The organism is Burkholderia sp. Bp8963 (assembly GCF_003854275.1).
Classification (GTDB): Bacteria; Pseudomonadota; Gammaproteobacteria; order Burkholderiales; family Burkholderiaceae; genus Burkholderia.
The window spans coordinates 1-23,498 of record NZ_QTQP01000072.1; the positions used below are offsets into that span (position 1 = coordinate 1).

The following is a 23,498-nucleotide window of genomic DNA, read 5'->3' on the forward strand; positions in this document are numbered from 1 at the left end:
CCTGGTCCCAGACACGTCAGACCAACGGGTTCCTGGAAGCCATCAACGGCCTGTTTCAGGCCGCCAAACGACGTGCTCGCGGCTACACGAACTTCGAAACTATGCGCACCGTGCTGTTCCTGATCGCAGGCAAGCTCGACTTCACTTCGATCAACCCGCATACCGCATAACCCATTCAGATTTCAAAAGAGCCATACTACTCGACGCACTCCGCTACCCGAACGTAGATCGCGTGCGAACTGCTCCATCGCCTCGGCTGCACGGATCGCGCTCCTGCCGACCGTCGTGATGCAAACTTGCATCATACGATCAGCAATTCGCTGCGCGTCAAGCGGCGGCTGCACGACTACACTTTCGTCAATCGATGCAGCGAACGGGCGTGCCGCACGCCGACACGTTCGAGCGTGCCGGCGCGACTTGCCATTACCCCCATTTCGATCCACAACCGCTTATGACTAGCTCTCACTACTACTACGAACCGTCACAAGGCCACGGCTTGCCGCATGATCCATTGAATGCGATCGTCGGTCCCAGGCCCATCGGCTGGATTTCCACGCGCGGCAGCAACGGCATGCTCAATCTCGCTCCGTACAGCTTTTTCAACGCCTTCAACTACCATCCGCCGATCATCGGCTTCTCGAGCATCAATGAGAAGGACAGTCTGCGCAACGTACAGGAAACGGGGGAGTTCGTGTGGAACCTCGCCACACGCGATCTCACGGAAAAAATGAATGCGACGTGCGCAACGGTGCCCTATGAAGTCGATGAGTTCAATCTGGCCGGGCTGACCACTGCTCCGTCGCAGCAAGTCGCCGTTCCGCGCGTGGCGGAGAGTGCCGTCAACTTCGAATGCAAGCTCACCGACGTGATCCAGCTTCGCAATCACAAAGGCACGCCTGTTACCACCTGGCTCGTGCTGGGCGAAGTCGTCGCTGTTCACATTCGTCGGGACCTGCTCAAAGACGGTATCTTCGACACCTTCGGCGCAGGCATCATTCTTCGGGCAGGCGGCCCATCGGCCTATGCGCTCGTCACGCCCGAAAGTCGCTTCGATCTCGATCGCCCGACCACCGTGGATCACCCTGCCCCACGCTGACGCGTACACACGTCCGGATCAAGCGGCTGTTGACGCTCGGCTACGGAAGTGGGCGGCGGACGCTCGCCCCTCGGTCCCACACCAAACCGATGGACACATTCCGAAGCGCGCCTCCGTGCACGTTGCACAGTTGAAACATTCATGGAGGCTCGGCAGCAATTTATATGGTCGGATCCAATTTGCGCCGCCGATGCGCCGTTCCGCTTTTCCGGCCAATCCTTATCTGGCCTGGCATTCCGCCCCTCCGCGCCGGAAACCCGACGTTACACGATTGAAACAAAGCCGCACCCCAATGTTTCACCGCCCTATCGCCGGTGGCCGTGCTGCCCGGATCCATTGACATCTCCCGAACTGGTCCGCAACTTGCTGCGCTTGTCGTGCACACCAGAATCCGCACGGCCAGACGGCTCGATGCGGGCGACAAACAAACCTTCAGCGAGGTCGGGGAAATCATGTCCAAATACCTGTCGGCCGTCATGCGGCTGCTGTCTCGCATCACTGTTCCTGTCACTGTTCCTGTTACGCATTGCATGACGTTATCGGCGCGGCCACGCCTCGTCGAAGTCAGATGTGTCAACACGGTTCGCACATACGCCGAACGTCGCGAAGACTCTTGGCGATAGCCGAAAACCTGGAAGCCTGTTCAGGTAGCGCTCGGCCGATTGCGATCGGCCGATGCGGGTTCGTCCATTATCTCGGGGGAGGTCGACATGATGAACTGGATCAACCGTTGGTCGATGCGTCACGCACCCACGCCGGAAAAATCCGCTGCGTCGATGCTGGTGACTGCGCGCATGGAGTTGTTCACTGCGGAGCAGCGCGTCATCGATACGAAATTGCAAGCGGATTACTGGCGCACGCGCGTGGCGTTTCTCGAAGAAGTGCAGAAACTCGGCATCGAGCCTTGGGTAAGCGCACAGCCGTCGCATTGGACTGAGGGCGAGTCTGCTCCCCGCAACACGGGCCCGCGTCTCGCAGCCAGCACCTGATCAATCGAATCGTCACCAAACGACTCGAGTGTTGGGTAACGCTGCTTTGATCTCGTCGACGTTCCTCGCTCGGGTCCCATAGAGAACGAGCTCTCGCAACCCGGTCAGGCCCTTCAGCACATCGACGTCCTGCACCGGGGTGTTTGCGAGATAGAGCTCTTGCAAGCCGGTCATGCCCTTCAGCGCATCGATGCTTTGAACTTCGGTGCGAAAGAGATTGAGCGTTCGTAGGCCCGTCAGGTTTCTCAGCGCATCGATGTTATCGACATTCGTATCGCTGAGATTGAGCCATCGCAGGCTTGTCAGGCCCTTGAGCGCATCGATGTTCGTGACTTGCGTGCGGGCAAGAACGAGCGTTTCCAACTGGAGCAAATCCCGCACCGCCGCGATATTCTCGACTTTCGAACCGTCGAGCGCGAGGGTTTTCAGGGTGGGCATTCCGGCTAGCACGTCGATGTTCCGAACCGGGGTATTCGCGAGATAGAGCGCCTGCAGATCGTGCAGTTTCTTCAACGCATCGAGGCTCTCGACTTGCGTCTCGTTGAGATCGAGCGTGTTCAAGGTGGTCAGCTGGCGGAGTGGCTCGATGTTCCGGACATTCCTGGCGCCACCGAGCTTGAGTGTTTCCAGATGAGGCAATTTCTCCAGCGCATCGAGATCCCGAACCTGTGTGTCCCGGAGATCGAGTTGCCGCAGGTCGGTCAAGCCCTTCAGCGCACGGAGGTTCGAGACCCGCGTATCCCAGAGATTGATCGATTGCAGACCGGTCAATCCTTGAAGCGCATCGATGTTCTGAACCTGGGTGCGGTGGGCCACGAGTCGTTTCAGGGAACGCATTCCCTTGAGTGCGTCGATGCTCCAGACGCGAGTCCCCGTGAGGTCGAGCGATTCCAGACCATCGAGTCCGCTCAGCGCGTCGACGTTGTCGACTTCGGTGTCTGCCAGACTCAACTCGAGTCTGAGGTGGAGCTTTCGTAGATGCGGGAGTGCGGCGGCCAGCTGAGCGGTTGTCAATGCCGGCTTTGCCCGCAATGCCAGGCATCCGGGCTCGGGTGTGGTCGCGGGGGTGGTCGCTGCACCGCTACTGTCACCGCAGGCGTTCGTGGAAAATCCCAGGTCAACGAGCGCCCGTTCATCCAGTTTTTCCCGAAACGGGTTGAAGACGACCAACAGGCTCCCGACCAAAAGGCCGATGCCGCCGACAAGGGCCCATGGCCTGGCACGGCGCCAGACCGATGTACGCAAGCCTTCAGATGTTGGCTCTGTGCTTGGCGGTCGTGTTTCGGGCAAGGTGGACTCCGTTTGTCCAAGGTTGCCTCCTTTATACACGAACAGAGGAGCCGGGATTTCCCGGCTATCGAGTCCGGCTGATGTCGTAACTTCGTTCGATCAGCAAGCGTAGCGGCGGGCTGCGGCTAACCCAAGGGGCGGCTAGGGATAGAAACCCGAACCCACGAGGCCACGAACGCCATCGATCGTCACGGCCTTCACGTAGGTCCATTTCTGCGATGGCTGGGTTTGCCCGGGTTTCGGAGACATGTAGTCGACCCATCCCGATCCATTGGTCTTGGCCATCTGAATCATGGCGTCGTGAAACAACTTGCCATTGACGTCTTTCTGACCGGTAACCTTGGTTCCCTCGCGGGCCGGGATCCCGGTATTCAACAGTACATTGGACTCCAGGTCGTACACGAATACATACGTGTCACCGTGCAACCACTCGGAGTCCTTCACTCTGAACCGGGAAAAAGCCGCCTTGCCTTCACTGTCAATCAACGCGGCGGCTTTGTTGACGAGCGCCTCGACCTGTTTCGCCTGCTCGGAAGAAGGCGGAGACGATTGAGCAAATGTGAACGACCCAGCGCCATGCAAGCCAGCAAAGAACAAGACACCGAATAAGAAAGACTTCATCTTCATGGCATCGTCTCCAGCGCTCGACTGCTCGAGTGTACGCTTCTATGGGGACTCATGGACGCTGCACGACGGAAAGCGAACCGCCACAGTGTCGGTGAGTGGCAGGTTCGCGCTCAACAGTGTCGGCATGATCCGCAGGCTGTCGACGCTCGACATGGGCATCATCCTGATGCCGCAGGAAATCGTCTCCGATGAACTGGCCAGCGGGACGCTGCGGCGCATCATGCCGGCATGACATGGCACGCCGGTGCCTGTCTACGCCATCACCGAAACGCGGTTGCTGCCGGCGAAAACGCAGCGCTGCATCGAGTTTCTGAGGGACCGGTTAGGGAAGTCGTTCGCATGACTGACGGGTCATTTTCACCCGGGCGATCGCGCACGCAAGCCATCCGCTAAAACTCCATATCGAGCTCGTCGATATCTTCCTTCTCCGCCTTCGCCGCCTCGATCCATTCCGCGACGAACGGCTGTGCGAGCACGCGCATGCAGTACTCGGCGATATCGGGTTCGAGCTTCACGTCATAGGTCAGAAAGCGCGTGACGACCGGCGCGTACATCGCATCGGCAACGCTGATCTCGCCGAACAGCCAGGGCCCGCCATACTCCGCGAGGCATTCGCGCCAGATCGTCACGATCCGTTCGATGTCGTACTGCGCGCGCGACCAGATGCGGAAGTTCGGGAAATGCGCACGCAGGTTCATCGGCAACGCGGAGCGCAACGCACTGAAGCCCGAATGCATTTCGCCGCAGATCGAGCGGCAATGCGCACGCGCATGCCGCGCTTTCGGCAGCAGTTGCGCGTCGGGCCGGATCTCGTTCAGATATTCAGCAATCGCGAGCGTGTCCCACACCTTGATGCCCTCGTGCGTCAGACACGGCACGAGTATCGACGGCGACAGCAGCAGCAGCTCGGCACGCGACGCGGCGTCGATCGGCACCCTCACCGTCTCGAACGGCAGGCCGCTCAGCTTCGCGAGCAGCCACCCGCGCATCGACCATGTCGAGTAGTTTCGGTTGCTGATGGTCAGTGTCGTTTCGCCTGCGGGTTTCATCTCGTGTCCCCTATGAATCTCTGTCGTGCACGTGCACCAGAAACGATCGGACGTATCGCGCGCACCGCACCAGAGAGGTGCAGCTCGTGCACCGGCATCCGGCGGCAATAATCGGGCAAACAGCACCTTGCACCGGCGTGGCATTTTGCGGCACGCTATATGCAGCCGTCACGCGCCGAGCAGCCGCACACGCCGCCGCGCCCCATGACAGCGTGCAACGCGCGTGCCAGCGTTCGACTGGCACACGGCTTGCCTCGTTCAATAACTTATAGCGGCGAAAGGTGCGACGGTCATGAACATGCTTGCGTACCCCTTTTATCAGTGGTTTTCCGAATGCACGCGGCCCACGCGCGCGTGGGCCACGTACCTGCGCGCGTCGATGTCGATGTGGCCGCCGGCGACATCCACGGCGCAGGGCCGCACGCTCGACGCGTGGTGCGAACTGCTCGAATGCTGTGCGTTCTCGCATCGCCGTCCGCCGTTCGGCATCGACGCGGTCGACATCGACGGCGAGACGATGCCGGTGGTGGAGGAAGCCGCGTTCGGCACGCCGTTCGGCACGCTGCTGCATTTCCGGAAGACGCCGCCGGTTGCGCGGCAGCCGCGCGTGCTGATCGTCGCGCCGATGTCCGGGCATTTCGCGACGCTATTGCGCGGCACGGTGCGCACGATGCTCGCCGATCACGACGTGTATATCACCGACTGGCACAACCCGCGCGACATCCCGCTGCGGGCCGGACGCTTCGGCTTCGACGAATATGTCGAGCACGTGATCGATTTCATCCGTCATATCGGCCCGGACGCGCACGTGCTCGCGATCTGCCAGCCGACCGTCGCCGCGCTCGCGGCCGTCGCGCTGATGGCAGCCGCCCGCGACCCCGCGCAACCCGCGAGCCTGACGCTGATGGCGGGCCCGATCGATTGCCGCGTGAATCCGACGAAGGTCAACGAGCTCGCGACGAGCCGCCCGATCGACTGGTTCGCGCGCCATCTGATCAGCGTCGTGCCGTCGGGCTTTCCGGGTGCGCAGCGGCGCGTGTATCCGGGTTTCGTGCAGGTCGGCGCGTTCATGTCGATGAATCCGGATCGCCACGCGTCGTCGTTTTCCGACCTGTATTACGAGCGCGCGAAAGGCGACCCCGTGAAGGCCGACGCGCTGCGGCACTTTTACGACGAGTACTTCGCGACGACCGATCTCACCGCGGAGTTCTATCTCGAAACAGTAGAAAAGGTGTTCCAGCAATACGCGCTCGCGCGCGGCGAACTGACGGTCGGCGGCCGGCTCGTCGAACCGGCCGCGATCCATCGCACCGCGTTGCTGACGATCGAAGGAGAAAAGGACGACATCTGCTCGGTCGGCCAGACGGTCGCCGCGCAGGAGCTGTGCTCGGGGCTGCCGCCGTATCTGAAGACGCATCATGTGCAGACCGGCGTCGGACACTACGGCGTGTTCAACGGCAGCCGCTGGGAAACGCAGATCTATCCGATCGTGCGCGGCATGATCCACGACAACGAGCCGTACGATCGCACGGCGCGCAAGACCGACGCCGGTGCGGACACGGAGTATGTGACGTTGCATGCACTGCTCGAGGCGCGGACGGCTGGCAGTGATGCGGCGACAGGCGCGATTTCGCCTCATTGAATTGATGATCATCCATAGGAAAGCAATCCATTGGATGACGCTGGAAAAACAAAAGGCCGCACGAGGCGGCCGTTCCTTTCTTTGACGCTTACTTCAACCGCCCCGACAAAAACTGCCCCAACCGCTCGCTCTTCGGCGTGACGAGAATCTCCTGCGGATGCCCTTGTTCCTCGATCTTCCCCTGATGCAGGAAGATCACGTGATTCGACACGTTCCGCGCGAAGCCCATTTCATGCGTGACGACGACCATCGTCCGGCCTTCCTCGGCCAGCGCCTGCATCACCTTCAGCACTTCGCCGACGAGCTCCGGATCGAGCGCTGACGTCGGCTCGTCGAACAGCATCACCTCGGGCTCCATCGCGAGCGCACGCGCAATTGCCACCCGCTGCTGCTGCCCGCCCGACAGATGCGACGGATACATCCCTTCGACGCGCGCCGGCAGCCCGACCTTCTCGAGATACTTGCGCGCGCGCGACACGGCCTCGTCCTTGCCGAGCCCGAGCACCGCCATCGGCGCCTCGATCACGTTCTCCAGCACCGTCATGTGCGCCCACAGGTTGAAATGCTGGAACACCATCGCGAGCTTCGTGCGCATCCGCTGCAGCTGCTTCTGATCGGCAACGCGCAGCGAGCCGTTCTTGTCGCGCGCGGTCTGGATCGCCTCGCTGCCGATCGTGATCTGCCCCGAGCACGGCTGCTCGAGAAAGTTGATGCAGCGCAGGAACGTGCTCTTGCCCGAGCCGCTCGAGCCGATGATGCTGATCACGTCGCCGGCCTTCGCCTTCATCGAGACGCCCTTCAACACCTCGTTGTCGCCGAACTTCTTGTGCAGATCCTCAACGATGAGCTTGTACATGCTTGTGCTTCCTTTCGAATGCGCGGATACGTGAATACGTGATTGCGTGAATACGTCAATGGCCGCGGGGCGACAGGTACGCGAGCCAGCGCGCCTCGAGCTTGCGGAATCCCCAGATCAGCGCGAATACGACCGCCGCGTACAGCACGGCCGCGATACCGTAAGCCTGGAACGACATGTAAGTCGCCGAGTTCACGTCGCGCGTGACCTTCAGGACGTCCGGCACGGTCGCGGTGAACGCGAGCGTCGTCGCGTGCAGCATCAGGATCACTTCGTTGCTGTAGCTCGGCAGCGAGCGGCGCAGCGCCGACGGCAGGATGATCCGCGTGTAGAGCTTGAAGCGCGACATCCCGTATGCGAGGCCGGCCTCGACCTCGCCGGCCGCGGTCGACTTGATCGCGCCCGCGAAGATCTCCGTCGCATACGCACATTCGTTCAGCGTGAACGCGAGCAGCGTGCAGTTCATCGCGTTGCGGAAGAACGTGTCGAGCAGCACGTGCTCATGCACGACCTGCAGGCTGTAGATGCCCGTGTAGCACATCAGCAGCTGCACATAGAGCGGCGTGCCGCGGAACACATACGTATAGAGCCACACGGGCCCCGACACCCAGCGGTTGCTCGACGCGCGCGCGATCGCGAGCGGCACCGCGAGCGCGAAACCGAGCGCGATCGACACGACGAGCAGCCACAGCGTGATCGCGAGCCCGCTGAAGCGGTAGCCGTCGGTGTAAAGGTAGTTCTGCCAGTACTGGCTGATGATCTCGATCACAGTGCAAGCCTCCGGACGCCGACCGAATAACGCTTCTCGAGGTAGTGCAGCACGACGTTCGACACCGTCGTGATCGCGAGGTAGATCGCGCCTGCCGCGAGCGTGAAGAAAAAGAAGTTCAGCGTGCTCTTGCCCGCATCCTGCGACGCCTTCACGACGTCCGCGAGCCCGATGATCGACACGAGCGCGGTGGCCTTCACGAGCACCTGCCAGTTGTTGCCGATGCCCGGCAGCGCGAAGCGCATCATCTGCGGGAACAGGATGCGGCGGAACACGCGCCAGCCGCCCATCCCGTACGCGAAGCCCGCTTCGAGCTGGCCGCGCGGCACCGACAGGAACGCACCGCGGAACGTCTCGGTGAAATACGCGCCGTAGATGAAGCCGAGCGTCACGACGCCGGCCACGAACGGGTCGATGTCGATCTGATCCCAGCCGAGCATATCGGTCACGTTGTTCAGCAGGATCTGCATCCCGTAGAACAGCAGCAGCATCAGCACGAGGTCAGGCACCGCGCGGATCAGCGTCGTGTAGAACGTGCCGACCGCGGCAAACGCGCGGTTCGTCGACAGCTTCGCGGCTGCGCCGGCGAGCCCCAGCACGAGCGACGCGGCAAGCGACAGCACCGCGAGCTTCACGGTCTCGACCGTACCGGCCCACAGCAGCGGGCCAAATCCATGGAGGAACATGTGAGCGTATCCAGAAAGGCGCGCGGCGCGCGCGGCCGGGGCCGGGCGCGCCGCATGACGGTCAGCCGCCGTAGACGTCGAACGTGAAGTACTTCTGCTCGAGCTTCTTGTACGTGCCGTCCTTCAGCATGTCGGCAATCGCGTGGTCGATCTTCGCCTTCAGGTCGGCGTCGTCCTTGCGCAGGCCGATGCCCGCGCCATTGCCGAGCGTCTTCGGATCGTCGATGGCGTCGCCGGCGAACTGGAAGCCCGTGCCGCGCGGCGTCTTCAGGAAGCCGATGTCGGCCTGCACCGCATCCTGCAGCGCGGCGTCGAGACGGCCGGAGATCAGGTCCGTATACACGCCGTCCTGGTTCTGGTACGGCACGACCTGCACACCCTTCGGCGCCCAGTACGTCTTCGCGTAGGTTTCCTGGATCGTGCCCTGCTCGACACCGACCGTCTTGCCCTTCAGCGCTTCCGCCGTCGGCAGCACCGTCGTGCCCTTCTTCGCAACGAGGCGCGTCGGCGTGTTGAACAGCTTGTCGGAGAACGCGATCTGCTCGGCGCGCGCCGGCGTCATCGACATCGACGACAGCACGCCGTCGAACTTCTTCGCCTTCAGCGCCGGGATCATCCCGTCGAAGTCGTTCTCGATCCACACGCACTTCGCGTTCAGGCGATGGCAGATCTCATTGCCAAGATCGACATCGAAACCGACCACCTTGCCGCTGGTGTCTTTCGACTCGAAAGGCGGATAGCTGGCGTCGACGCCGAAACGGATCGTCGACCAATCCTTGGCATGGGCACCGACCGCGATGCATGCGAGAGCAATACTGAGCGCGAGCTTCTTCATGGTGTTCCTTCAATGGCGAACTGGGCGCCGGGCTCGCCGCCGGGGCGGGCGACGCCCGCGCTGCCGGCACGGCGTCTTACCGCCGCGAACCCGTCCAACCGGCGAACCATCGTATGAAGAGAACGCCTAAGTTGTACATACAACTTTGCCGTTTACCGTACGCTGCCAGCAATCCGTGTTTATCTCTAATTGTCGGTGGATTGTTTTCCTGAGCGAAATTTCCTTATATTTCAATTTATTAGACATTACGTCAGACTGAACGCGGGCTTTCATCGCGGGCGCGGCCGGCATGATCCTAGGGATTGACCTGTCTATACTTTGTTGTCCGATATGTGTAAGGACTTGGTTTTGGGCTGCAGCACGATGCTGGCCGGCGCACCCGCAAACCCGGTAAACTCCGGCCGGGCCCGCGCACCGGCCCGGCATGCGGGGCCAACGGCCGCCGTCTCTTGAACAGCGATCCCATGACCACACCGATCTACCAGGAAATCAAGGATTTCATCCTCGCGCGCATCCACGCCGGCGAATGGGCGGAAGGCGACCAGGTGCCGTCGGAGAACGAACTCGCGCGCGAATTCAACGTTGCTCGGATGACCGTCAACCGCGCGCTGCGCGAGCTGACGGCCGAGCAGGTGCTGACGCGCACGCGCGGCTCGGGCACCTACGTCGCATCGCCGAAATACGAATCGACGCTCGTCGCGATCCGCAGCATCTCCGACGAAGTCGCCGCGCGCGGCCACGGCTATCGCCCGCAGGTGCTTCACGTCGGCGCGACGGTCGCCGACGCGAAGCTCGCCGACGAGCTGCAGCTCGACACCGGCACCCCGATCTTCCATTCGCGCGTGCTGCACTTCGAGAACGACACGCCGGTGCAGCTCGAGGAACGCTGGGTCAACCCGGCCTGTGCGCCCGAATACGCGCTGCAGGACTTCACGACGACGACGCCGAACCAGTACCTGATGCGCGTCGCGCCGCTGCAGCGCGTCGAATACCGGATCGAAGCCGCGATGCCCGACGCTGAAACGCGCCGCCTGCTGGCGATGGACGAACGCGAGCCGTGCCTGATGCTGCACCGGCGCACGTGGTCGCAAGGCGTCGTCGCGTCGGCGGTCAATCTGTGGCATCCGGGCAGCCGCTACCGGTTCACCGGGCATTTCTGACGCGGGCATTCGCGCGCCCGCTCGCCCCCCAACGCTCGATCTCGGCAACAGCGCGCCGCACGCCGTGCTCTGCCGCGATGCGCGCGCCCAGTTCGGCCGCGCGCGCCTTCACGTCGTCGCGCGCGGCAAATGCGATGCCGCGCGCCAGGTCGGCAGCCCGCATCCGCTTGCCGGCTACCGGCGCGCCGGCGACACCGAGCCGCTGCAGCCGGTTCGCCCAGAAGAACTGGTCGCCCGCGAACGGCACGACGACCGACGGCACGCCCGCGCGGGCCGCCGAGTGCGTCGTGCCCGATCCGCCGTGATGAATCACCATCGACGTGCGCGGAAACAGCCAGCGATGCGGCGTATCGCCGACGACGAACACATGCCCGGGCAGCGCGGACGCATCGATCCCGCTCCACCCCGGATAGAACAGCGCACGGCGGCCCGCGAGCGCCGTCGTCAGCGCATCGGCGAGCGCCGCCCGATCGAACCCGGCCATGCTGCCGAAACCGACATAGACCGGCGGCTCGCCCGCGTCGAGAAACGCCGCGAGCGCCGGCGGCGGCGTCCACGCAGGATCGTCGACGCTCCATTGGCCGCAAGCGCACGCGTTGCCCGGCCAGTCGGCAGGGCCGGACAGCAGCGCCGGCGACACGCCGTACAGCATCGGATGGTCGGTCCACACGCGCTTGCGCGGCGGCAGGCCGCAAACGCTCGCGCGCGCCGCGTTGGTCGAGCGCCGGAACGCCTGCCACAGCATCGCATTCACGAACCGGTGGCTCGCGCGGTTGAGCCAGCGCGGCACCTTGTCGGGCGGCAGGAACGGCGACGGAAACCCGGCCGTCGGCGTGATCGGAATGAGGCCCGCGCCGATCGCGGGAATACCGCGATACTCGGCAACCGACAGGCCGACGAACGCCGCGAGCCCCGATACGACGATCGCATCGCATCCGTCCGACGCATCGGCGGCTTCGCGCATCCATGCAGCGGTATTCGCATTCGCGATCGCCGCGAGCGCCTTCGACGTGTCGCTGAAGCCACCCCGCCCGTACACCGCGTCCGACAACGCCTCGCCCGGTGCGAGCGCGTGGCGGATGTTGCCCGACAGCGCGGCCGACGGCACACCGAGCGCGGCAGCCGAACCGAGCGTCGCGGCGTCGGCCAGCAGCCGAACGTCGTGGCCGGCGTCGATCAGCGCGCGGCCGAGCGCCGCGAGCGGACGTGTGTCGCCTTCAGTGCCGTACGTGACGATGACGAGCTTCATGCTTGACTCCCTGAGCGCAATGCAGTGGAATGGCATCAAAAAAAATGCACGTCGTACACTAATGCCATTCGTACACTTTCTGTAAAGGCCTTCGCCATGGAACCCACCACCGACGATCCGGGCCGCCGCGCGCGCAAGCGCATTCAGATGCTGTCGCATCTCGCCGCGACCGCCGCGCAGTTGTTCGATGCGCACGGCTACGACGCGGTCACGATGGAGCAGATCGCCGCGGCGGCGGACGTCGCGAAGCGCACGCTGTACAACCATTTCCCGACAAAGGAAGCCGTCCTCGCGCACTGGCTCGAAGGCGAGCTGGCCCGCGATCTCGCGCATCTGCAACGCGACGTCGCGCGGCGGAAGACCTTCGCATCGCGCATCGCGTGCGTGCTCGACGCGTCGGCCGCGTGGTGCGAACTGCATCCTGTCTATCTGCTCGCGTATCTGCGGCATCGCTTCCTGAGCATCGGCGCGACCGGGCCGGACGGCGGTAGCGCAACCAGCAGCGATATCGCGCTCGTGTGGCAGCAACTGATCGCCGCGGGGCAGCAGTCGGGCGAACTGAACCGGTCATTGCCGGCCGACCAGCTCGCAACGTGGTTCCACCATCTTTATCTCGCGGCGATGCTGCGCTGGCTGAACGTGCCGGGGCTGTCGCTGAAACGGGAGTTTCAGGCGGTCGTCCGGCTGTTCGTCGAAGGAGCGGAAGTGAAAGCGTCGTCAGGCCGCGCGCGGCGCGCGTAATCGGCGCGGCATGCGGGCCGGGGGCCACGCATTGCCGACTGGTTGGCGACCGGTTGGCGACGGCATCGCAACCGCTGTACGGCAACCGTAAGCCGACGTGGCCATTGCGGTACACCCTCATTTCAAATTCACCGCACCGCAGTATGCTGATGACGTACGGCTGCGCCCAGTGCAACGGGCAAACCCTCCGATGTGCACGCTGGTGCGCCGCCGTTGCGATTGCAACCCTGTTTGCAAGGAGGAATGCCTGATGGCCACCACACATCATTTCCACCTCGAACTGCGGCACGCCAGCGCGCCCACTTATTTCGTCAGCTACCTGTTTCCCGCATTGCTGTTGGTGTACGAATTGATTCGCGTCGGCCAGTGGATCCGCGATCACGGGATGCACTTCGCGGGTTTCAAGGAGATGGGCTATGAGTATCTGCTGATGCTGCTGTTCGTCGGCCTGCAGATTGCAATCGAAGCGCTTTACCTGCTCGGCGCCGCGATGCGCAAGGACCGCGACTTCGAGCACCGGCTGCCGAACGTGGTCCTCGGCATCGGCTGTTCGATCGCACTGCTCGCGATCGATCTCGCGATTCAGCTCGCGTTCTGATCAACCCTTCCTCGCCGCCGAACCGGGCGCTCAAGCGCCCGAGCGGTGCAGGAACTCGCCGACCGCCGTCAGCACATCGGCCGTCCGCTCGCGGTGCGGCGTGTGTCCGCATTCCTTCAGCATCACGACGGACGACGCTCCGGCGACGCGCGACGCGATGCGGTCCGGGTGGACGGACGAGCCGTATTCGTCCTGCGAACCGTGGATCGCGAGCGTCGGACAGCGCACCTGCGGCAACACGTCGTCGAGGCTCCAGTCGCGAAACGCCGGCGACAGCCACGTATCGACCCACGCGCGCAGCACCCATTCCGCCTTGTCGCCGTGATACCGCGCGAGACGGTCGAGCTGACCGGGCTCCGCGAACTGGCGTTCGGCATCGCGAATGCCGGCCAGCGTGCGCTCCTCGACGAACGCCTGCGCGGCCACCGTCACGAGCGCGCGGCATCGATCGGCGTGCGCGGCCGCGCACCCCACCGCCATTCCGCCGCCGACGCTGTGACCGAATGCGACAAACGACTCGAAGCCGAGCTGCTCGCGCAGCGCGCGGAACGCATGGTCCGCCTCGTCGCGCACGAACGCCGGCAACAGTTGCCCAGGGTGTGGATCGGACTGGCCGAAGCCGAGCCGGTCGTACGCGATCACGTCGCGGCGCGTCGCCTGCGCAAGCTGCTCCGGAAAGTCTCGCCACAGCGCGACGCTGCCGAGCGAATCGTGCAGCAGCACGATCGGGCACGCGGCCGCGTCGGCTGCCGGCGCGCCGCGCCAGCGTTTCGCAAAGAGACGCCCTTGCGGCGTCTCGATCCAGGTCTCCTCGGTGAACGTATCGGTCATATCCGTGTGTCGTGTGTTTGAAAGAGGCCGCGGTCATGCGGCCCGGCAGGTTGCCGGCCATGTTGGCGCGGCGAGTCACTCCTGCTGCGGCGGCAGATAGTCCATCTTCGCTTCGTCGTAGAGCCGGTAGATTAGCGCCTGCATCGCGCGGATGTCTTCCGATTCGTCGAGCATCCGCATGCTCATGATGATCGGCGACACGAGGTTCGGATCGTCGAGCGCCTTATAGCTGACGTCATCGCGCTTCAGCCCGTACACGCTGTGCGGCACGACCGACACGCCCTCGCCCATCGCCACGAGGCCGAGCGCGATCTGCAGCTCGCGCGTCTCGTAGATGCGCCGCGGCTTCAGTGCGCGGTCGTGGAACGCGGCGAGCACCTGGTCCGCATAGCTCGGCCGGGGCGCCTTCGGAAAGATGATCAGCGTGTCGTTGACGAGGTCGTGCAGCGACAGCACCTCCTTCGCGTGCTCGAGCGGATGGCCGAGCGGCAGCGCGACGATCATGCGCTCCTCGCGCAACACGACGCGCCGCACGCTCGGATCCTCGTGACGGATGCGCCCGAACCCGACATCGATCCGCCCTTCCTTCAGCGCCTTGATCTGATCCATCGTCGACATCTCGTGCAGGCTCAGCTCGACGGCCGGGTACTCGTCCCGAAAGCGCCGGATGATCTTCGGCAGCATCCCGTACAGCGTCGAGCCGACGAAGCCGATCGACATGCTCCGTTCGATCTTGCCGATCCGCTTCGTCATCGACTCCAGCTCGGCCGTCTGCGCCAGCAACTGCACCGCGTGCGAATAGAAGAACCGCCCCGCGTCGGTCAGCTTCAGCGGCCGCGCGTTGCGCTCGAACAGCAGCACGCCGAGTGCCTCCTCGAGCTGCTGGATCTGGCGGCTCAGCGGCGGTTGCGCGATGTGCAACCGCTCCGCCGCACGCGTGAAATTCCGCTCGTCGGCGACCGCGACGAAGTAACGAAGGTGCCGCAGCTCCATTTCAATACCTCCTGGATATGGAACTGATACTAAATCAGTGTTGGACGACGTATTTCACGCGCAACTATCCTTCAACTGCCCGCTCGGAACCCCACAACTATACCTTCGGAGCATTAACACTCCAACCGGTCCGAAGCCGCGCAAGCCAGAGGAAAAGTCAGAGGAAATGTGCGAATCCCGCCGGATCGCCGCCCACCAGAGTCAGGAGAAGACAGTGACCCACAGTGACATCGAAGCCCTCGTCGAAGGGTTCATCGTCGGCGCCGCGCACGGCGAAGCCGATCCCCGCATCCGGCAGGTCGTCGTTCGCCTGACGAGCGACCTGTTCAAGGCGATCGAGGATCTCGACCTGACGCCGTCCGAAGTCTGGAAAGGCATCGAATACCTGTCCGAGGCGGGCGCGACGCAGGAGCTCGGCCTCCTCGCCGCGGGCCTCGGCCTCGAACGCTTTCTCGACATCCGGCTGGACGAAGCCGACGCGAAGGCCGGCCTGACGGGCGCGACGCCGCGCACGATCGAAGGCCCGCTGTACGTGGCCGGCGCGCCGGCGTCGATCGGCTTCGCGCGCCTCGACGACGGCACGGACGAAGCCGACGGCGACGTGCTGTTCACGCAGGGCACGGTGTACGGCGAGAACGGCGCACCGCTTGCGGGCGCGTCCGTCGAGGTGTGGCACGCGAACCTGCACGGCAACTACTCGTTCTTCGACAAGACGCAAAGCGCATTCAACCTGCGCCGCACGATCGTGACCGACGCGCACGGCCGCTACCGGTTCCGCAGCATCGTGCCGGTCGGCTACGGCTGCCCGCCCGACGGCACCACGCAGCGCCTGCTCGATCGGCTCGGCCGTCACGGCCGCCGCCCCGCGCACATCCACTTCTTCGTGTCCGCGCCGGGCCATCGCAAGCTGACCACGCAGATCAACATCGACGGCGACGCGTACCTGTGGGACGACTTCGCGTTCGCGAGCCGCGAAGGCCTCGTGCCGGCAATCGAACGCGTGAGCGCCGCCGCGGAACTCGACCGCCACGGCGTCGACCGGCCGTTCGCATCGATCGATTTCGATTTCCGGCTGAACGGCGAGCATGCCGCGGCGCCGGACGTTGAAGTGGCGCGCATCCGCGCGGCGGCCTGATTCGATTCAAGACACTGGAGACACCCGATGATCCCGATCTATCCGGACCGCGCGCCGACCGTCAGTTCGCTCGACGACTTCCTCGTCGAAGACAAGGCTAGCGGCGACTATCGCCTGCATCGCAGCGCGTTCACCGACGAGGCGCTGTTCGAGCTGGAGATGAAGCATATCTTCGAAGGCAACTGGATCTACCTCGCGCACAAGAGCCAGATTCCGAACGTCAACGATTACTACACGACGTACATGGGCCGCCAGCCGGTGTTCATCGCGCGCAACCGCCAGGGCGAGCTGAACGCGTTCGTCAACGCGTGCACGCACCGCGGCGCGATGCTGTGCCGCCACAAGCGCGGCAACAAGGCGACGTATACGTGCCCGTTCCACGGCTGGACCTTCAACAACAGCGGCAAGCTGCTGAAAGTGAAGGACCCGGAGGAGGCCGGCTATCCGGAGTGCTTCAACAAGGAAGGCTCGCACGACCTGAAGAAGGTCGCGCGCTTCGAAAGCTATCGCGGCTTCCTGTTCGGCAGCCTGAATCCCGACGTGCCGCCGTTGCAGGAACACCTCGGCGAAGCGGCGCGGATCATCGACATGATCGTCGATCAGTCCGCCGACGGCCTCGAAGTGCTGCGCGGCGCATCGACGTACACGTATGAAGGCAACTGGAAGCTGACCGCCGAGAACGGCGCGGACGGCTATCACGTGTCGGCCGTGCACTGGAACTACGCGGCGACGACGAACCACCGCAAGGAGCAGAACGAACGCGAGGACAAGATCCGCGCGATGGACGCCGGCAGCTGGGGCCGCCAGGGCGGCGGCTTCTATGCGTTCGAACGCGGCCACATGCTGCTGTGGACGCGTTGGGCGAATCCGCAAGACCGCCCGAACTTCAGCCGCCGCGACGAATTCGCCGCACGCTGCGGCAGCGCGAACGCGGACTGGATGATCCAGAACTCGCGGAACCTGTGCCTGTATCCGAACGTGTACCTGATGGACCAGTTCGGCTCGCAGATCCGCGTGCTGCGTCCGCTGTCGGTGAACCGCACCGAAGTGACGATCTACTGCATCGCGCCGAAGGGCGAGGACACCGATGCGCGCGCACGCCGCATCCGCCAGTACGAGGATTTCTTCAACGTGAGCGGGATGGCGACGCCCGACGACCTCGAGGAATTCCGCGCGTGCCAGCAGGGCTACGCGGGCATCGCGGTCGAGTGGAACGACATGTGCCGCGGCTCGACGCACTGGATCGACGGCCCGGACGACGCCGCGCGCACGATCGGCCTGAACCCGGTGATGAGCGGCGTGAAGACGGAAGACGAAGGGCTCTACACGGTGCAGCACCGCTACTGGGCCGAAACGATGAAGAAGGCCATCGAAGCCGAACGGAGCCACGCATGAACACGATTTCGATCGCCGACATCCAGGCGTTCCTGTACCGCGAAAGCCGCCTGCTCGACGACGAGCAGTGGGACGACTGGCTTGCCTGCTACCACCCGGACGCGCAGTTCTGGATGCCGTCGTGGGACGACGACGACACGCTCGTCACCGATCCGCAGCGCGAGATCTCGCTGATCTTCTATCCGAACCGGCAAGGGCTCGAGGATCGCGTGTTCCGCATCAAGACCGAGCGCTCGAGCGCGACGATGCCCGACACGCGCACGAGCCACAACATCGCGAACGTCGAGCTGGAGCAGCACGAAGACGGCGTCTGCACGGTGCGCTTCAACTGGCACACGCTGAGCTTTCGCTACAAGACCGTGTCGACGTACTTCGGCATGTCGCGCTACGTGATCGATTTCAACGGCACCGCGCCGCAGATCCTGAACAAGTATGTCGTACTGAAGAACGACTACATCAATCAGGTGATCGACGTCTATCACATCTAGCGAGGAGACAGCCATGGAACACACCATCGCCCTGCAATTCGAAGACGGCGTGACCCGCTTCATCGCGTGCCGCGACGGCGAAAAGCTGTCCGACGCCGCATACCGCCAGCAGATCAACATCCCGCTCGACTGCCGCGACGGCGCATGCGGCACCTGCCGCTGCCACTGCGAGTCGGGCAACTACGAGCTGCCCGAATCGAGCTACATCGAAGACGCGCTCACCGCCGACGAAGCGTCGCAGCGCTACGTGCTTGCGTGCCAGACGCGCCCGCGCGGCGACTGCGTGATCCGAGTGCCGGCGTCGTCGACTGCGTGCAAGACGGGCGCCGCGCGTCACGAAGGCACGCTCGCGGCGGTCGAGCAGCTGTCGGACTCGACGCTCCACTTCGCGATCGACCTCGACGCACCCGACCAGCTCGGCTTCCTCGCCGGGCAATACGTGAACGTCGAGATCCCCGGCACGACCTCGTCGCGCTCGTATTCGTTCAGTTCGCAGCCGGGCACGCCGCGCGTGTCGTTCATCGTGCGCAACGTGCCGGGCGGCAGGATGAGCGGCTATCTCGCGCAGGACGCCGCGCCGGGCCAGCGGATCGCGTTCTCCGGGCCGCACGGCAGCTTCTACCTGCGCGACGCCGCGCGGCCCGCGCTGTTCCTCGCGGGCGGCACCGGCATCGCGCCGTTCCTGTCGATGCTCGACGTCTGCGCAGCGCGCACGAACGGCCAGGCCGTGCGGATGGTGTACGGCGTAACAAACGACGCCGATCTCGTCGCGCTCGACCAGCTCGACGACGTCACGCGCCGCCTGCCGGGTTTCGAATACCGGACCTGCGTCGCCGACGCCGGCAGCACGCATCCGCGCAAGGGCTACGTGACCGCGCACGTCGATCCGGCGTGGCTCAACGACGGCGACGTCGACATCTATCTGTGCGGCCCCGTGCCGATGGTCGATGCGGTGCAGACGTGGTTGCGCGAATGCGGCGTCACGCCGGCCAACCTGTATTTCGAAAAATTCTCGTCGAGCAACGCCGCATGAACACGCGCCATCCGAACCGCTTCGCGGACAAAATCGTCGTCGTCACCGGCGCCGGACAGGGAATCGGCCGCGGCGTCGCGCTGCGCGCCGCGCAGGAAGGCGCGACGCTCGTGCTCGTCGACCGCGCGCCGACCGTGCGCGACGTCGCTGCCGAAATCGAGCAGGAAGGCGGCCGCGCGATCGCGGTGCTCGCCGATCTGGAAACCGCCGACGGCGCCGCGCAGATGACGCAGGCCGCGCTCGACGCCTTCGGACGGATCGACGTGCTGATCAACAACGTCGGCGGCACGATCTGGGCGAAGCCGTTCGACGCCTACGAAACCCGCCAGATCGAGGCCGAGATCCGCCGCTCGCTGTTTCCGACGCTGTGGTGCTGCCACGCGGTGCTGCCGGGCATGATCGCGCGCGGGCGCGGCGCGATCGTCAACGTGTCGTCGATCGCGACGCGCAGCATCCACCGGATTCCGTACGCGGCCGCGAAAGGCGGCGTCAACGCGCTGACCGCGAGCCTCGCGTTCGAGCAGGCGCATCACGGGATTCGCGTGAACGCGGTCGCGACCGGCGGCACCGAAGCGCCGCCGCGCATCGTGCCGCGCAATACCGAACGGCAGAGCGAACAGGAAGCGCAGTGGTACCAGGCCATCGTCGACCAGACGATCGCGTCGAGCCCGATGCATCGTTACGGCACGATCGACGAGCAGGTCGGTGCGATCCTGTTCCTCGCGTCGGACGACGCGTCGTATATCACGGGGTCGGTGCTGCCAGTGGGGGGTGGGGATCAGGGATGACGGGGCGACAGGGGTGCCCCTGAGCGCCGCGCATGCCGCCTTCGACGGGCGGCATCGACCGGCGCACGCGTACGGCTGCCCGGCGACAGGTCCGTACGCGGCACGGCCGCGCGCCGGGCGCGCGGCCATTTGGCATTACTTCAACATTACTTCAGCATTACTTCAGCTTGCTGTCTGCCGATTGTGCAGCCTGCGAATCGGCGGGCGCATACTTCAGTTCGCTGATCGCGGTCATCGCGGTGCCCGAATCCTCGAGCGACGGCACGACACGGCCGACGAGCACGCCGAGCGCCACGGACGTGCGCACGTACTTCGTCTCGCCCCCATCCAGCGCGAACGACACCGTCTTTTCCGTTTCGGTCGCGGTCGACACCGTGTACTGGCCCGCCGGCTCATCGACATAGAAGAAACCGCCCGGCTTCGACTTCCCGACCACCTGCCCGTTCAGCTTGATCTCCGGTTGCAGTCCGGCGCCGAACATGGAGCCGGAACGGAAGAAGTAGATCCGGCCATGGTCCGATGCCAGCGTCGGAATCGACGACGCCATTTCCTTGTACTGCGGCCCGGACGCGCAACCGCTCGCGAGCAACGCTACACCGCCGGCCAGCAGCAGCGCACGACACATTTTGATCATTGATGGTCTCCCAGTTGAAGTGGTACGGGTGGATCGAGCGGAGAGAAGTGCGTCTCTCCAGGCAGGTAGAAACCAACCAGCGCATCGCCGCTCAACACCAGGTAAGCCTCGTGCACCTGGCGCCCCTCGATGGCGAACACCGTGTTTACGGCCCGAAACACGCGGCCTTGAGGCAGCGACCCGACGTCGCGCCACTGCGAGCCCGCCGCAATCACGCTCGTGTAGCCAGTCGACAGCCGCACCGTCGCACCCTGCCTGACGACCTTGACCGGCGTGGTGCTTGCCGATGCAACGAGATGCGCGTCCTGCACCGGTACCGCCGGTGCGCATCCCGCGAGCGCGAGCGCCGTGCTTGCCGCTACTGTGACCGCCAGCGACGCGAGCCGCGCTGCCCGCCGCTTGTTCGAATCCATGCAGAATCTCCGTTGTCGTGATGCGCGAATTGTCGGCAGAATCGGCGCGGACTTGAATCCCGGCCATGCCGGCTGGCGCGTGCACACAAGAAAAACGGGAAGCGGCCGGCTTCCCGTTTCATCGCCCCCGCGTGTCGGCGCGGCGTTACGCCTCGGTCGCGAACAGTGCGTCGCGCTGGCCGGCGCTCAGCACGTCGAGCGGCACGCTCGTCTGCCGATAGCAGATCATCGCGCCGTAGAGTTCGGCGAGACAGTTGCTGCCGGCATCGAGCGCGTAGCCGTCCTCGCCGTCCGGGGCCGGCGGATACACTTCGCGCCACGCATTGATCGCGGCTTCGATTCGCACGATGGAGACGGGCTCGGCCGTCCGCTCGGCAGGTGATGCGCTCATGAATTCCTCTCGGTTGCGCGCCCCGCGCGCCGTGCCGGTCCCGGCGGGGCGATTGAAACACCGGGCGCCGGCTGTCCGGTGCGCTGCGTGCGCACCGGTGGCCGGTTTGGCCCGTGGCGGCGCGGACCGCGCCGACCGGCCCGCAGCCCGGGTGGGTCGGGAAATATAACCGGCTTTGACCCCGTGCCGAAAGGCATCGGAGAAAAAAAACAGACGTCGCTCAGGGAAGCCGCTCAGAAGAGCTGCGCGTAGGCGTTCAGATCAAGACAGCGGTATCCGGCTTTCTCGAGACCGGGTGTCTCTTGCTTGGAAAATGTTGGCGAAAATAGCACCTTTTCGACTTCCCAGCCGGTGAGCTTACGGCCCTCCGCTGTGGACATGAATCCCGCTATGTGATGCTCGAAGGCGGCCAGCGCCCCGTTATCGTGCGCACTGGCGCTTCGTTTGCAGGAGCCGAAACGCACACGCTTGTCGTCGCTGTTCAATGCCACGACGTCAAGCTCGATGAGTCGGTCGACTGAACGAGCACGGTTCCAGAAGCCGACCTCTATAGATGTGATGGGAAAGTCGCCCTTGCCCTTTCTTGAACACTCGACGTGCAACTGCCGGATGAGCTTCTCAAACGCAAAACCCTCGAGCGTTTCGCTACGTGGTTTTGCCTTTTCCAGCACCCGCTCGCGAAGTTGCATTCGTGCCGCATCCCGCGCGGGCCGGACAACCGCAATCCACGCCTGCAAGAAATTATCCGTCACGTAGTATCGGGCGTTGCGGCTGCGACTGTCCGAGAATACAGGGTGGCGCCGGTCAATCATCCCGTAGTTGTCGACCAGCTTCTTGAGCTGTGCGCCCAATGAACGGCCCGTGTCGGTCGGTGACTGCATGCTTGCTACGAGTTCATTGTGGCCGGTGCCCGGGTGGTCCGCCACGAAGTGCAGGATGGAGAGCAATTGCCCTTTCATCTCGCGCAGGAACGAAGTGTCCGCTTCTTCCGAAAGCGGGCTGCCTTCGCTCAGGAACAGGCGGACAAGAAGCTCGTTGCGCAGCTGGTCAGGCGAAACATCGAAAAGCCCTTGTCCGTAGGCATCTCTGTAAAACTTCGGTACGCCCTCGAAGTAGGCCCACAAGAGGAGCCACTGGTACGAGTCTTCCAGGCCATGGTCGCTGTACACGGTAAGCAGGTCTTCGAAATCCCAGTGGTCGAGGCGAAAGGAGTGGGTCAGTCTGCCGTACAGCGGAGCCGCCCGGTCGTCGAGCAGAGCGCTCATCTCGGATTGCAATGACCCCAGCACGAAGAGGCCGCCGCTTTTCGATTCGCGCAGGACGTCTACCTCGGCCTGCAGGAACGAGTTGAACGCGGCAAGCTGCGGAGAAGTGAAATACTGGAATTCGTCCAGAACCACGATGATGCCGGCGCGGTTCATCGTGGCTATTGCGCGTGCCATTGACGCGAAGTCGTGCACGTCATTTGCCAGTGCCTGGACCGTATTCGAGAGACTGTCTTGCAACGCGCGCCGGAACTGGCTAGAAACGTCTGCCTGGTCAGAGTCTGGAATTTGCACGTAGAAGAGACGCTCGGCAAGCGCTTCCTCGTCGCGCGCCAGTTCACGCAACAGCGTCGTCTTGCCAATGCGCCTCCGGCCCTGAATCCGGCAGAAGAACCATCGAGGCTGCTTGAGTAGTCCGCGCAATTGGTCCAACGTGCTGCGTCGTCCATAAAAACGCCAATCCGCCATACTACCCTCGATAAGTTAGCGTACTAAACTGTACGCTAACTGCGAAATCATTGCAACCAGTTGAATTTAAACGGCAA

26 protein-coding genes and 1 pseudogene are annotated in these 23,498 nt (G+C 64.0%); 13 read left to right on the forward strand and 14 right to left on the reverse strand.

Annotation, left to right across the window (positions count from 1 at the left end; genetic code table 11):
• The 3 genes from DID96_RS34065 to DID96_RS34075 all read left to right on the forward strand — a co-directional run.
• On the forward strand, positions 1–170 hold a 170-nt coding region (locus DID96_RS34065; protein WP_148094503.1), incomplete at its 5' end, for a transposase.
• A gap of 281 nt (positions 171–451) precedes the next feature.
• Positions 452–1,096, forward strand: a complete 645-nt coding sequence (locus DID96_RS34070) for a flavin reductase family protein (protein WP_124603613.1) — start codon at positions 452–454, stop codon at positions 1,094–1,096.
• A 710-nt stretch (positions 1,097–1,806) separates the two neighbouring features.
• The gene (locus DID96_RS34075; RefSeq protein WP_124603586.1) at positions 1,807–2,085 is read left to right on the forward strand and encodes a hypothetical protein; all 279 of its coding nucleotides are present in this window, start codon (positions 1,807–1,809) and stop codon (positions 2,083–2,085) included.
• 12 nt (positions 2,086–2,097) lie between these two features.
• Here DID96_RS34075 and DID96_RS34080 read toward each other — a convergent pair whose 3' ends face one another.
• Both DID96_RS34080 and DID96_RS34085 read right to left on the reverse strand, forming a co-directional pair.
• Positions 2,098–3,375, reverse strand: coding sequence for a leucine-rich repeat domain-containing protein (locus DID96_RS34080; RefSeq protein WP_124603587.1), 1,278 nt, complete (start codon positions 3,373–3,375; stop codon positions 2,098–2,100).
• A 141-nt stretch (positions 3,376–3,516) separates the two neighbouring features.
• Positions 3,517–4,002 (reverse strand): cache domain-containing protein, encoded by a 486-nt coding sequence (locus DID96_RS34085; RefSeq protein ID WP_124603588.1) that lies wholly within the window; start codon positions 4,000–4,002, stop codon positions 3,517–3,519.
• Positions 4,003–4,051: 49 nt separating this feature from the next.
• Here DID96_RS34085 and DID96_RS34090 point away from each other — a divergent pair.
• A pseudogene (locus DID96_RS34090) lies at positions 4,052–4,345 on the forward strand (LysR substrate-binding domain-containing protein); the annotation flags it as partial.
• 46 nt (positions 4,346–4,391) lie between these two features.
• Here the strand turns inward: DID96_RS34090 and DID96_RS34095 are convergent.
• Entirely contained in the window at positions 4,392–5,051 is a 660-nt protein-coding gene (locus tag DID96_RS34095; protein WP_124603589.1) for a glutathione S-transferase family protein, read from the reverse strand.
• 292 nt (positions 5,052–5,343) lie between these two features.
• Between DID96_RS34095 and DID96_RS34100 the strand changes: the two genes are divergently transcribed.
• Positions 5,344–6,693, forward strand: coding sequence for a polyhydroxyalkanoate depolymerase (locus DID96_RS34100; RefSeq protein ID WP_124603590.1), 1,350 nt, complete (start codon positions 5,344–5,346; stop codon positions 6,691–6,693).
• Positions 6,694–6,781: 88 nt separating this feature from the next.
• Here DID96_RS34100 and DID96_RS34105 read toward each other — a convergent pair whose 3' ends face one another.
• The 4 genes from DID96_RS34105 to DID96_RS34120 form a co-directional block, all read right to left on the reverse strand.
• Positions 6,782–7,549 (reverse strand): ABC transporter ATP-binding protein, encoded by a 768-nt coding sequence (locus DID96_RS34105; RefSeq protein ID WP_124603591.1) that lies wholly within the window; start codon positions 7,547–7,549, stop codon positions 6,782–6,784.
• Between the two features lie 55 nt (positions 7,550–7,604).
• Positions 7,605–8,318, reverse strand: coding sequence for an ABC transporter permease (locus DID96_RS34110; protein ID WP_124603592.1), 714 nt, complete (start codon positions 8,316–8,318; stop codon positions 7,605–7,607).
• Entirely contained in the window at positions 8,315–9,004 is a 690-nt protein-coding gene (locus DID96_RS34115; protein ID WP_124603593.1) for an ABC transporter permease, read from the reverse strand. The genes DID96_RS34110 and DID96_RS34115 overlap by 4 nt, the downstream gene beginning before the upstream one ends.
• A gap of 61 nt (positions 9,005–9,065) precedes the next feature.
• Positions 9,066–9,839, reverse strand: coding sequence for an ABC transporter substrate-binding protein (locus tag DID96_RS34120; protein WP_124603594.1), 774 nt, complete (start codon positions 9,837–9,839; stop codon positions 9,066–9,068).
• A gap of 464 nt (positions 9,840–10,303) precedes the next feature.
• On the opposite strand from DID96_RS34120, the gene hutC reads away from it, so the two are divergent.
• Positions 10,304–10,999, forward strand: coding sequence for a histidine utilization repressor (gene hutC / locus DID96_RS34125; RefSeq protein ID WP_124603595.1), 696 nt, complete (start codon positions 10,304–10,306; stop codon positions 10,997–10,999).
• Here the strand turns inward: hutC and DID96_RS34130 are convergent.
• The gene (locus DID96_RS34130; protein ID WP_124603596.1) at positions 10,983–12,248 is read right to left on the reverse strand and encodes a glycosyltransferase; all 1,266 of its coding nucleotides are present in this window, start codon (positions 12,246–12,248) and stop codon (positions 10,983–10,985) included. The genes hutC and DID96_RS34130 overlap by 17 nt on opposite strands.
• A 96-nt stretch (positions 12,249–12,344) precedes the next feature.
• Between DID96_RS34130 and DID96_RS34135 the strand changes: the two genes are divergently transcribed.
• Both DID96_RS34135 and DID96_RS34140 read left to right on the forward strand, forming a co-directional pair.
• A complete protein-coding gene (locus DID96_RS34135; protein ID WP_124603597.1) occupies positions 12,345–12,989 on the forward strand; it encodes a TetR/AcrR family transcriptional regulator in 645 nt (214 codons plus the stop codon).
• A 250-nt stretch (positions 12,990–13,239) separates the two neighbouring features.
• On the forward strand, positions 13,240–13,587 hold the full coding sequence (locus tag DID96_RS34140; RefSeq protein ID WP_124603598.1) for a hypothetical protein: 348 nt from the start codon (positions 13,240–13,242) through the stop codon (positions 13,585–13,587).
• A gap of 30 nt (positions 13,588–13,617) precedes the next feature.
• Here DID96_RS34140 and DID96_RS34145 read toward each other — a convergent pair whose 3' ends face one another.
• Complete coding sequence (locus tag DID96_RS34145; protein ID WP_124603599.1) at positions 13,618–14,418, reverse strand: alpha/beta fold hydrolase; 801 nt, start codon at positions 14,416–14,418, stop codon at positions 13,618–13,620.
• 75 nt (positions 14,419–14,493) lie between these two features.
• Entirely contained in the window at positions 14,494–15,411 is a 918-nt protein-coding gene (locus DID96_RS34150; protein ID WP_124603600.1) for a LysR family transcriptional regulator, read from the reverse strand.
• Between the two features lie 214 nt (positions 15,412–15,625).
• Here DID96_RS34150 and catA point away from each other — a divergent pair, with 214 nt between their 5' ends.
• The 5 genes from catA to DID96_RS34175 are packed head-to-tail and all read left to right on the forward strand — an operon-like array spanning position 15,626 to position 20,250.
• On the forward strand, positions 15,626–16,546 hold the full coding sequence (gene catA, locus DID96_RS34155) for a catechol 1,2-dioxygenase (RefSeq protein WP_124603601.1): 921 nt from the start codon (positions 15,626–15,628) through the stop codon (positions 16,544–16,546).
• 27 nt (positions 16,547–16,573) lie between these two features.
• On the forward strand, positions 16,574–17,941 hold the full coding sequence (benA, locus tag DID96_RS34160; RefSeq protein ID WP_124603602.1) for a benzoate 1,2-dioxygenase large subunit: 1,368 nt from the start codon (positions 16,574–16,576) through the stop codon (positions 17,939–17,941).
• A complete protein-coding gene (gene benB, locus DID96_RS34165; RefSeq protein WP_124603603.1) occupies positions 17,938–18,429 on the forward strand; it encodes a benzoate 1,2-dioxygenase small subunit in 492 nt (163 codons plus the stop codon). Before benA ends, benB begins: the two co-directional genes overlap by 4 nt.
• 13 nt (positions 18,430–18,442) lie before the next feature.
• Positions 18,443–19,462, forward strand: coding sequence for a benzoate 1,2-dioxygenase electron transfer component BenC (gene benC / locus DID96_RS34170; protein ID WP_124603604.1), 1,020 nt, complete (start codon positions 18,443–18,445; stop codon positions 19,460–19,462).
• Complete coding sequence (locus DID96_RS34175) at positions 19,459–20,250, forward strand: 1,6-dihydroxycyclohexa-2,4-diene-1-carboxylate dehydrogenase (protein WP_124603605.1); 792 nt, start codon at positions 19,459–19,461, stop codon at positions 20,248–20,250. The genes benC and DID96_RS34175 overlap by 4 nt, the downstream gene beginning before the upstream one ends.
• A 157-nt stretch (positions 20,251–20,407) precedes the next feature.
• Here DID96_RS34175 and DID96_RS34180 read toward each other — a convergent pair whose 3' ends face one another.
• From DID96_RS34180 to DID96_RS34195, 4 genes are all read right to left on the reverse strand, one after another.
• On the reverse strand, positions 20,408–20,884 hold the full coding sequence (locus tag DID96_RS34180; protein ID WP_124603606.1) for a DUF2846 domain-containing protein: 477 nt from the start codon (positions 20,882–20,884) through the stop codon (positions 20,408–20,410).
• Positions 20,881–21,297, reverse strand: a complete 417-nt coding sequence (locus DID96_RS34185) for a hypothetical protein (protein WP_260464122.1) — start codon at positions 21,295–21,297, stop codon at positions 20,881–20,883. The genes DID96_RS34180 and DID96_RS34185 overlap by 4 nt, the downstream gene beginning before the upstream one ends.
• 145 nt (positions 21,298–21,442) lie before the next feature.
• Positions 21,443–21,688: a DUF3717 domain-containing protein gene (locus tag DID96_RS34190; protein ID WP_124603607.1), complete on the reverse strand. Its 246-nt coding sequence runs from the start codon at positions 21,686–21,688 to the stop codon at positions 21,443–21,445.
• Between the two features lie 233 nt (positions 21,689–21,921).
• Complete coding sequence (locus DID96_RS34195) at positions 21,922–23,421, reverse strand: ATP-binding protein (RefSeq protein WP_124603608.1); 1,500 nt, start codon at positions 23,419–23,421, stop codon at positions 21,922–21,924.
• Between the last annotated feature and the right edge of the window lie 77 nt (positions 23,422–23,498).

Coding starts and splice junctions, on each gene's coding strand:
- DID96_RS34070 (WP_124603613.1), top strand. CDS start 452: ATGACTAGCTCTCACTACTACTACGAACCGTCACAAGGCCACGGCTTG.
- DID96_RS34075 (WP_124603586.1), top strand. CDS start 1,807: ATGATGAACTGGATCAACCGTTGGTCGATGCGTCACGCACCCACGCCG.
- DID96_RS34085 (WP_124603588.1), bottom strand. CDS start 4,002: ATGAAGATGAAGTCTTTCTTATTCGGTGTCTTGTTCTTTGCTGGCTTG.
- DID96_RS34095 (WP_124603589.1), bottom strand. CDS start 5,051: ATGAAACCCGCAGGCGAAACGACACTGACCATCAGCAACCGAAACTAC.
- DID96_RS34100 (WP_124603590.1), top strand. CDS start 5,344: ATGAACATGCTTGCGTACCCCTTTTATCAGTGGTTTTCCGAATGCACG.
- DID96_RS34105 (WP_124603591.1), bottom strand. CDS start 7,549: ATGTACAAGCTCATCGTTGAGGATCTGCACAAGAAGTTCGGCGACAAC.
- DID96_RS34115 (WP_124603593.1), bottom strand. CDS start 9,004: ATGTTCCTCCATGGATTTGGCCCGCTGCTGTGGGCCGGTACGGTCGAG.
- DID96_RS34120 (WP_124603594.1), bottom strand. CDS start 9,839: ATGAAGAAGCTCGCGCTCAGTATTGCTCTCGCATGCATCGCGGTCGGT.
- hutC (WP_124603595.1), top strand. CDS start 10,304: ATGACCACACCGATCTACCAGGAAATCAAGGATTTCATCCTCGCGCGC.
- DID96_RS34130 (WP_124603596.1), bottom strand. CDS start 12,248: ATGAAGCTCGTCATCGTCACGTACGGCACTGAAGGCGACACACGTCCG.
- DID96_RS34135 (WP_124603597.1), top strand. CDS start 12,345: ATGGAACCCACCACCGACGATCCGGGCCGCCGCGCGCGCAAGCGCATT.
- DID96_RS34140 (WP_124603598.1), top strand. CDS start 13,240: ATGGCCACCACACATCATTTCCACCTCGAACTGCGGCACGCCAGCGCG.
- DID96_RS34145 (WP_124603599.1), bottom strand. CDS start 14,418: ATGACCGATACGTTCACCGAGGAGACCTGGATCGAGACGCCGCAAGGG.
- DID96_RS34150 (WP_124603600.1), bottom strand. CDS start 15,411: ATGGAGCTGCGGCACCTTCGTTACTTCGTCGCGGTCGCCGACGAGCGG.
- benA (WP_124603602.1), top strand. CDS start 16,574: ATGATCCCGATCTATCCGGACCGCGCGCCGACCGTCAGTTCGCTCGAC.
- benB (WP_124603603.1), top strand. CDS start 17,938: ATGAACACGATTTCGATCGCCGACATCCAGGCGTTCCTGTACCGCGAA.
- benC (WP_124603604.1), top strand. CDS start 18,443: ATGGAACACACCATCGCCCTGCAATTCGAAGACGGCGTGACCCGCTTC.
- DID96_RS34175 (WP_124603605.1), top strand. CDS start 19,459: ATGAACACGCGCCATCCGAACCGCTTCGCGGACAAAATCGTCGTCGTC.
- DID96_RS34180 (WP_124603606.1), bottom strand. CDS start 20,884: ATGATCAAAATGTGTCGTGCGCTGCTGCTGGCCGGCGGTGTAGCGTTG.
- DID96_RS34185 (WP_260464122.1), bottom strand. CDS start 21,297: ATGGATTCGAACAAGCGGCGGGCAGCGCGGCTCGCGTCGCTGGCGGTC.
- DID96_RS34190 (WP_124603607.1), bottom strand. CDS start 21,688: ATGAGCGCATCACCTGCCGAGCGGACGGCCGAGCCCGTCTCCATCGTG.
- DID96_RS34195 (WP_124603608.1), bottom strand. CDS start 23,421: ATGGCGGATTGGCGTTTTTATGGACGACGCAGCACGTTGGACCAATTG.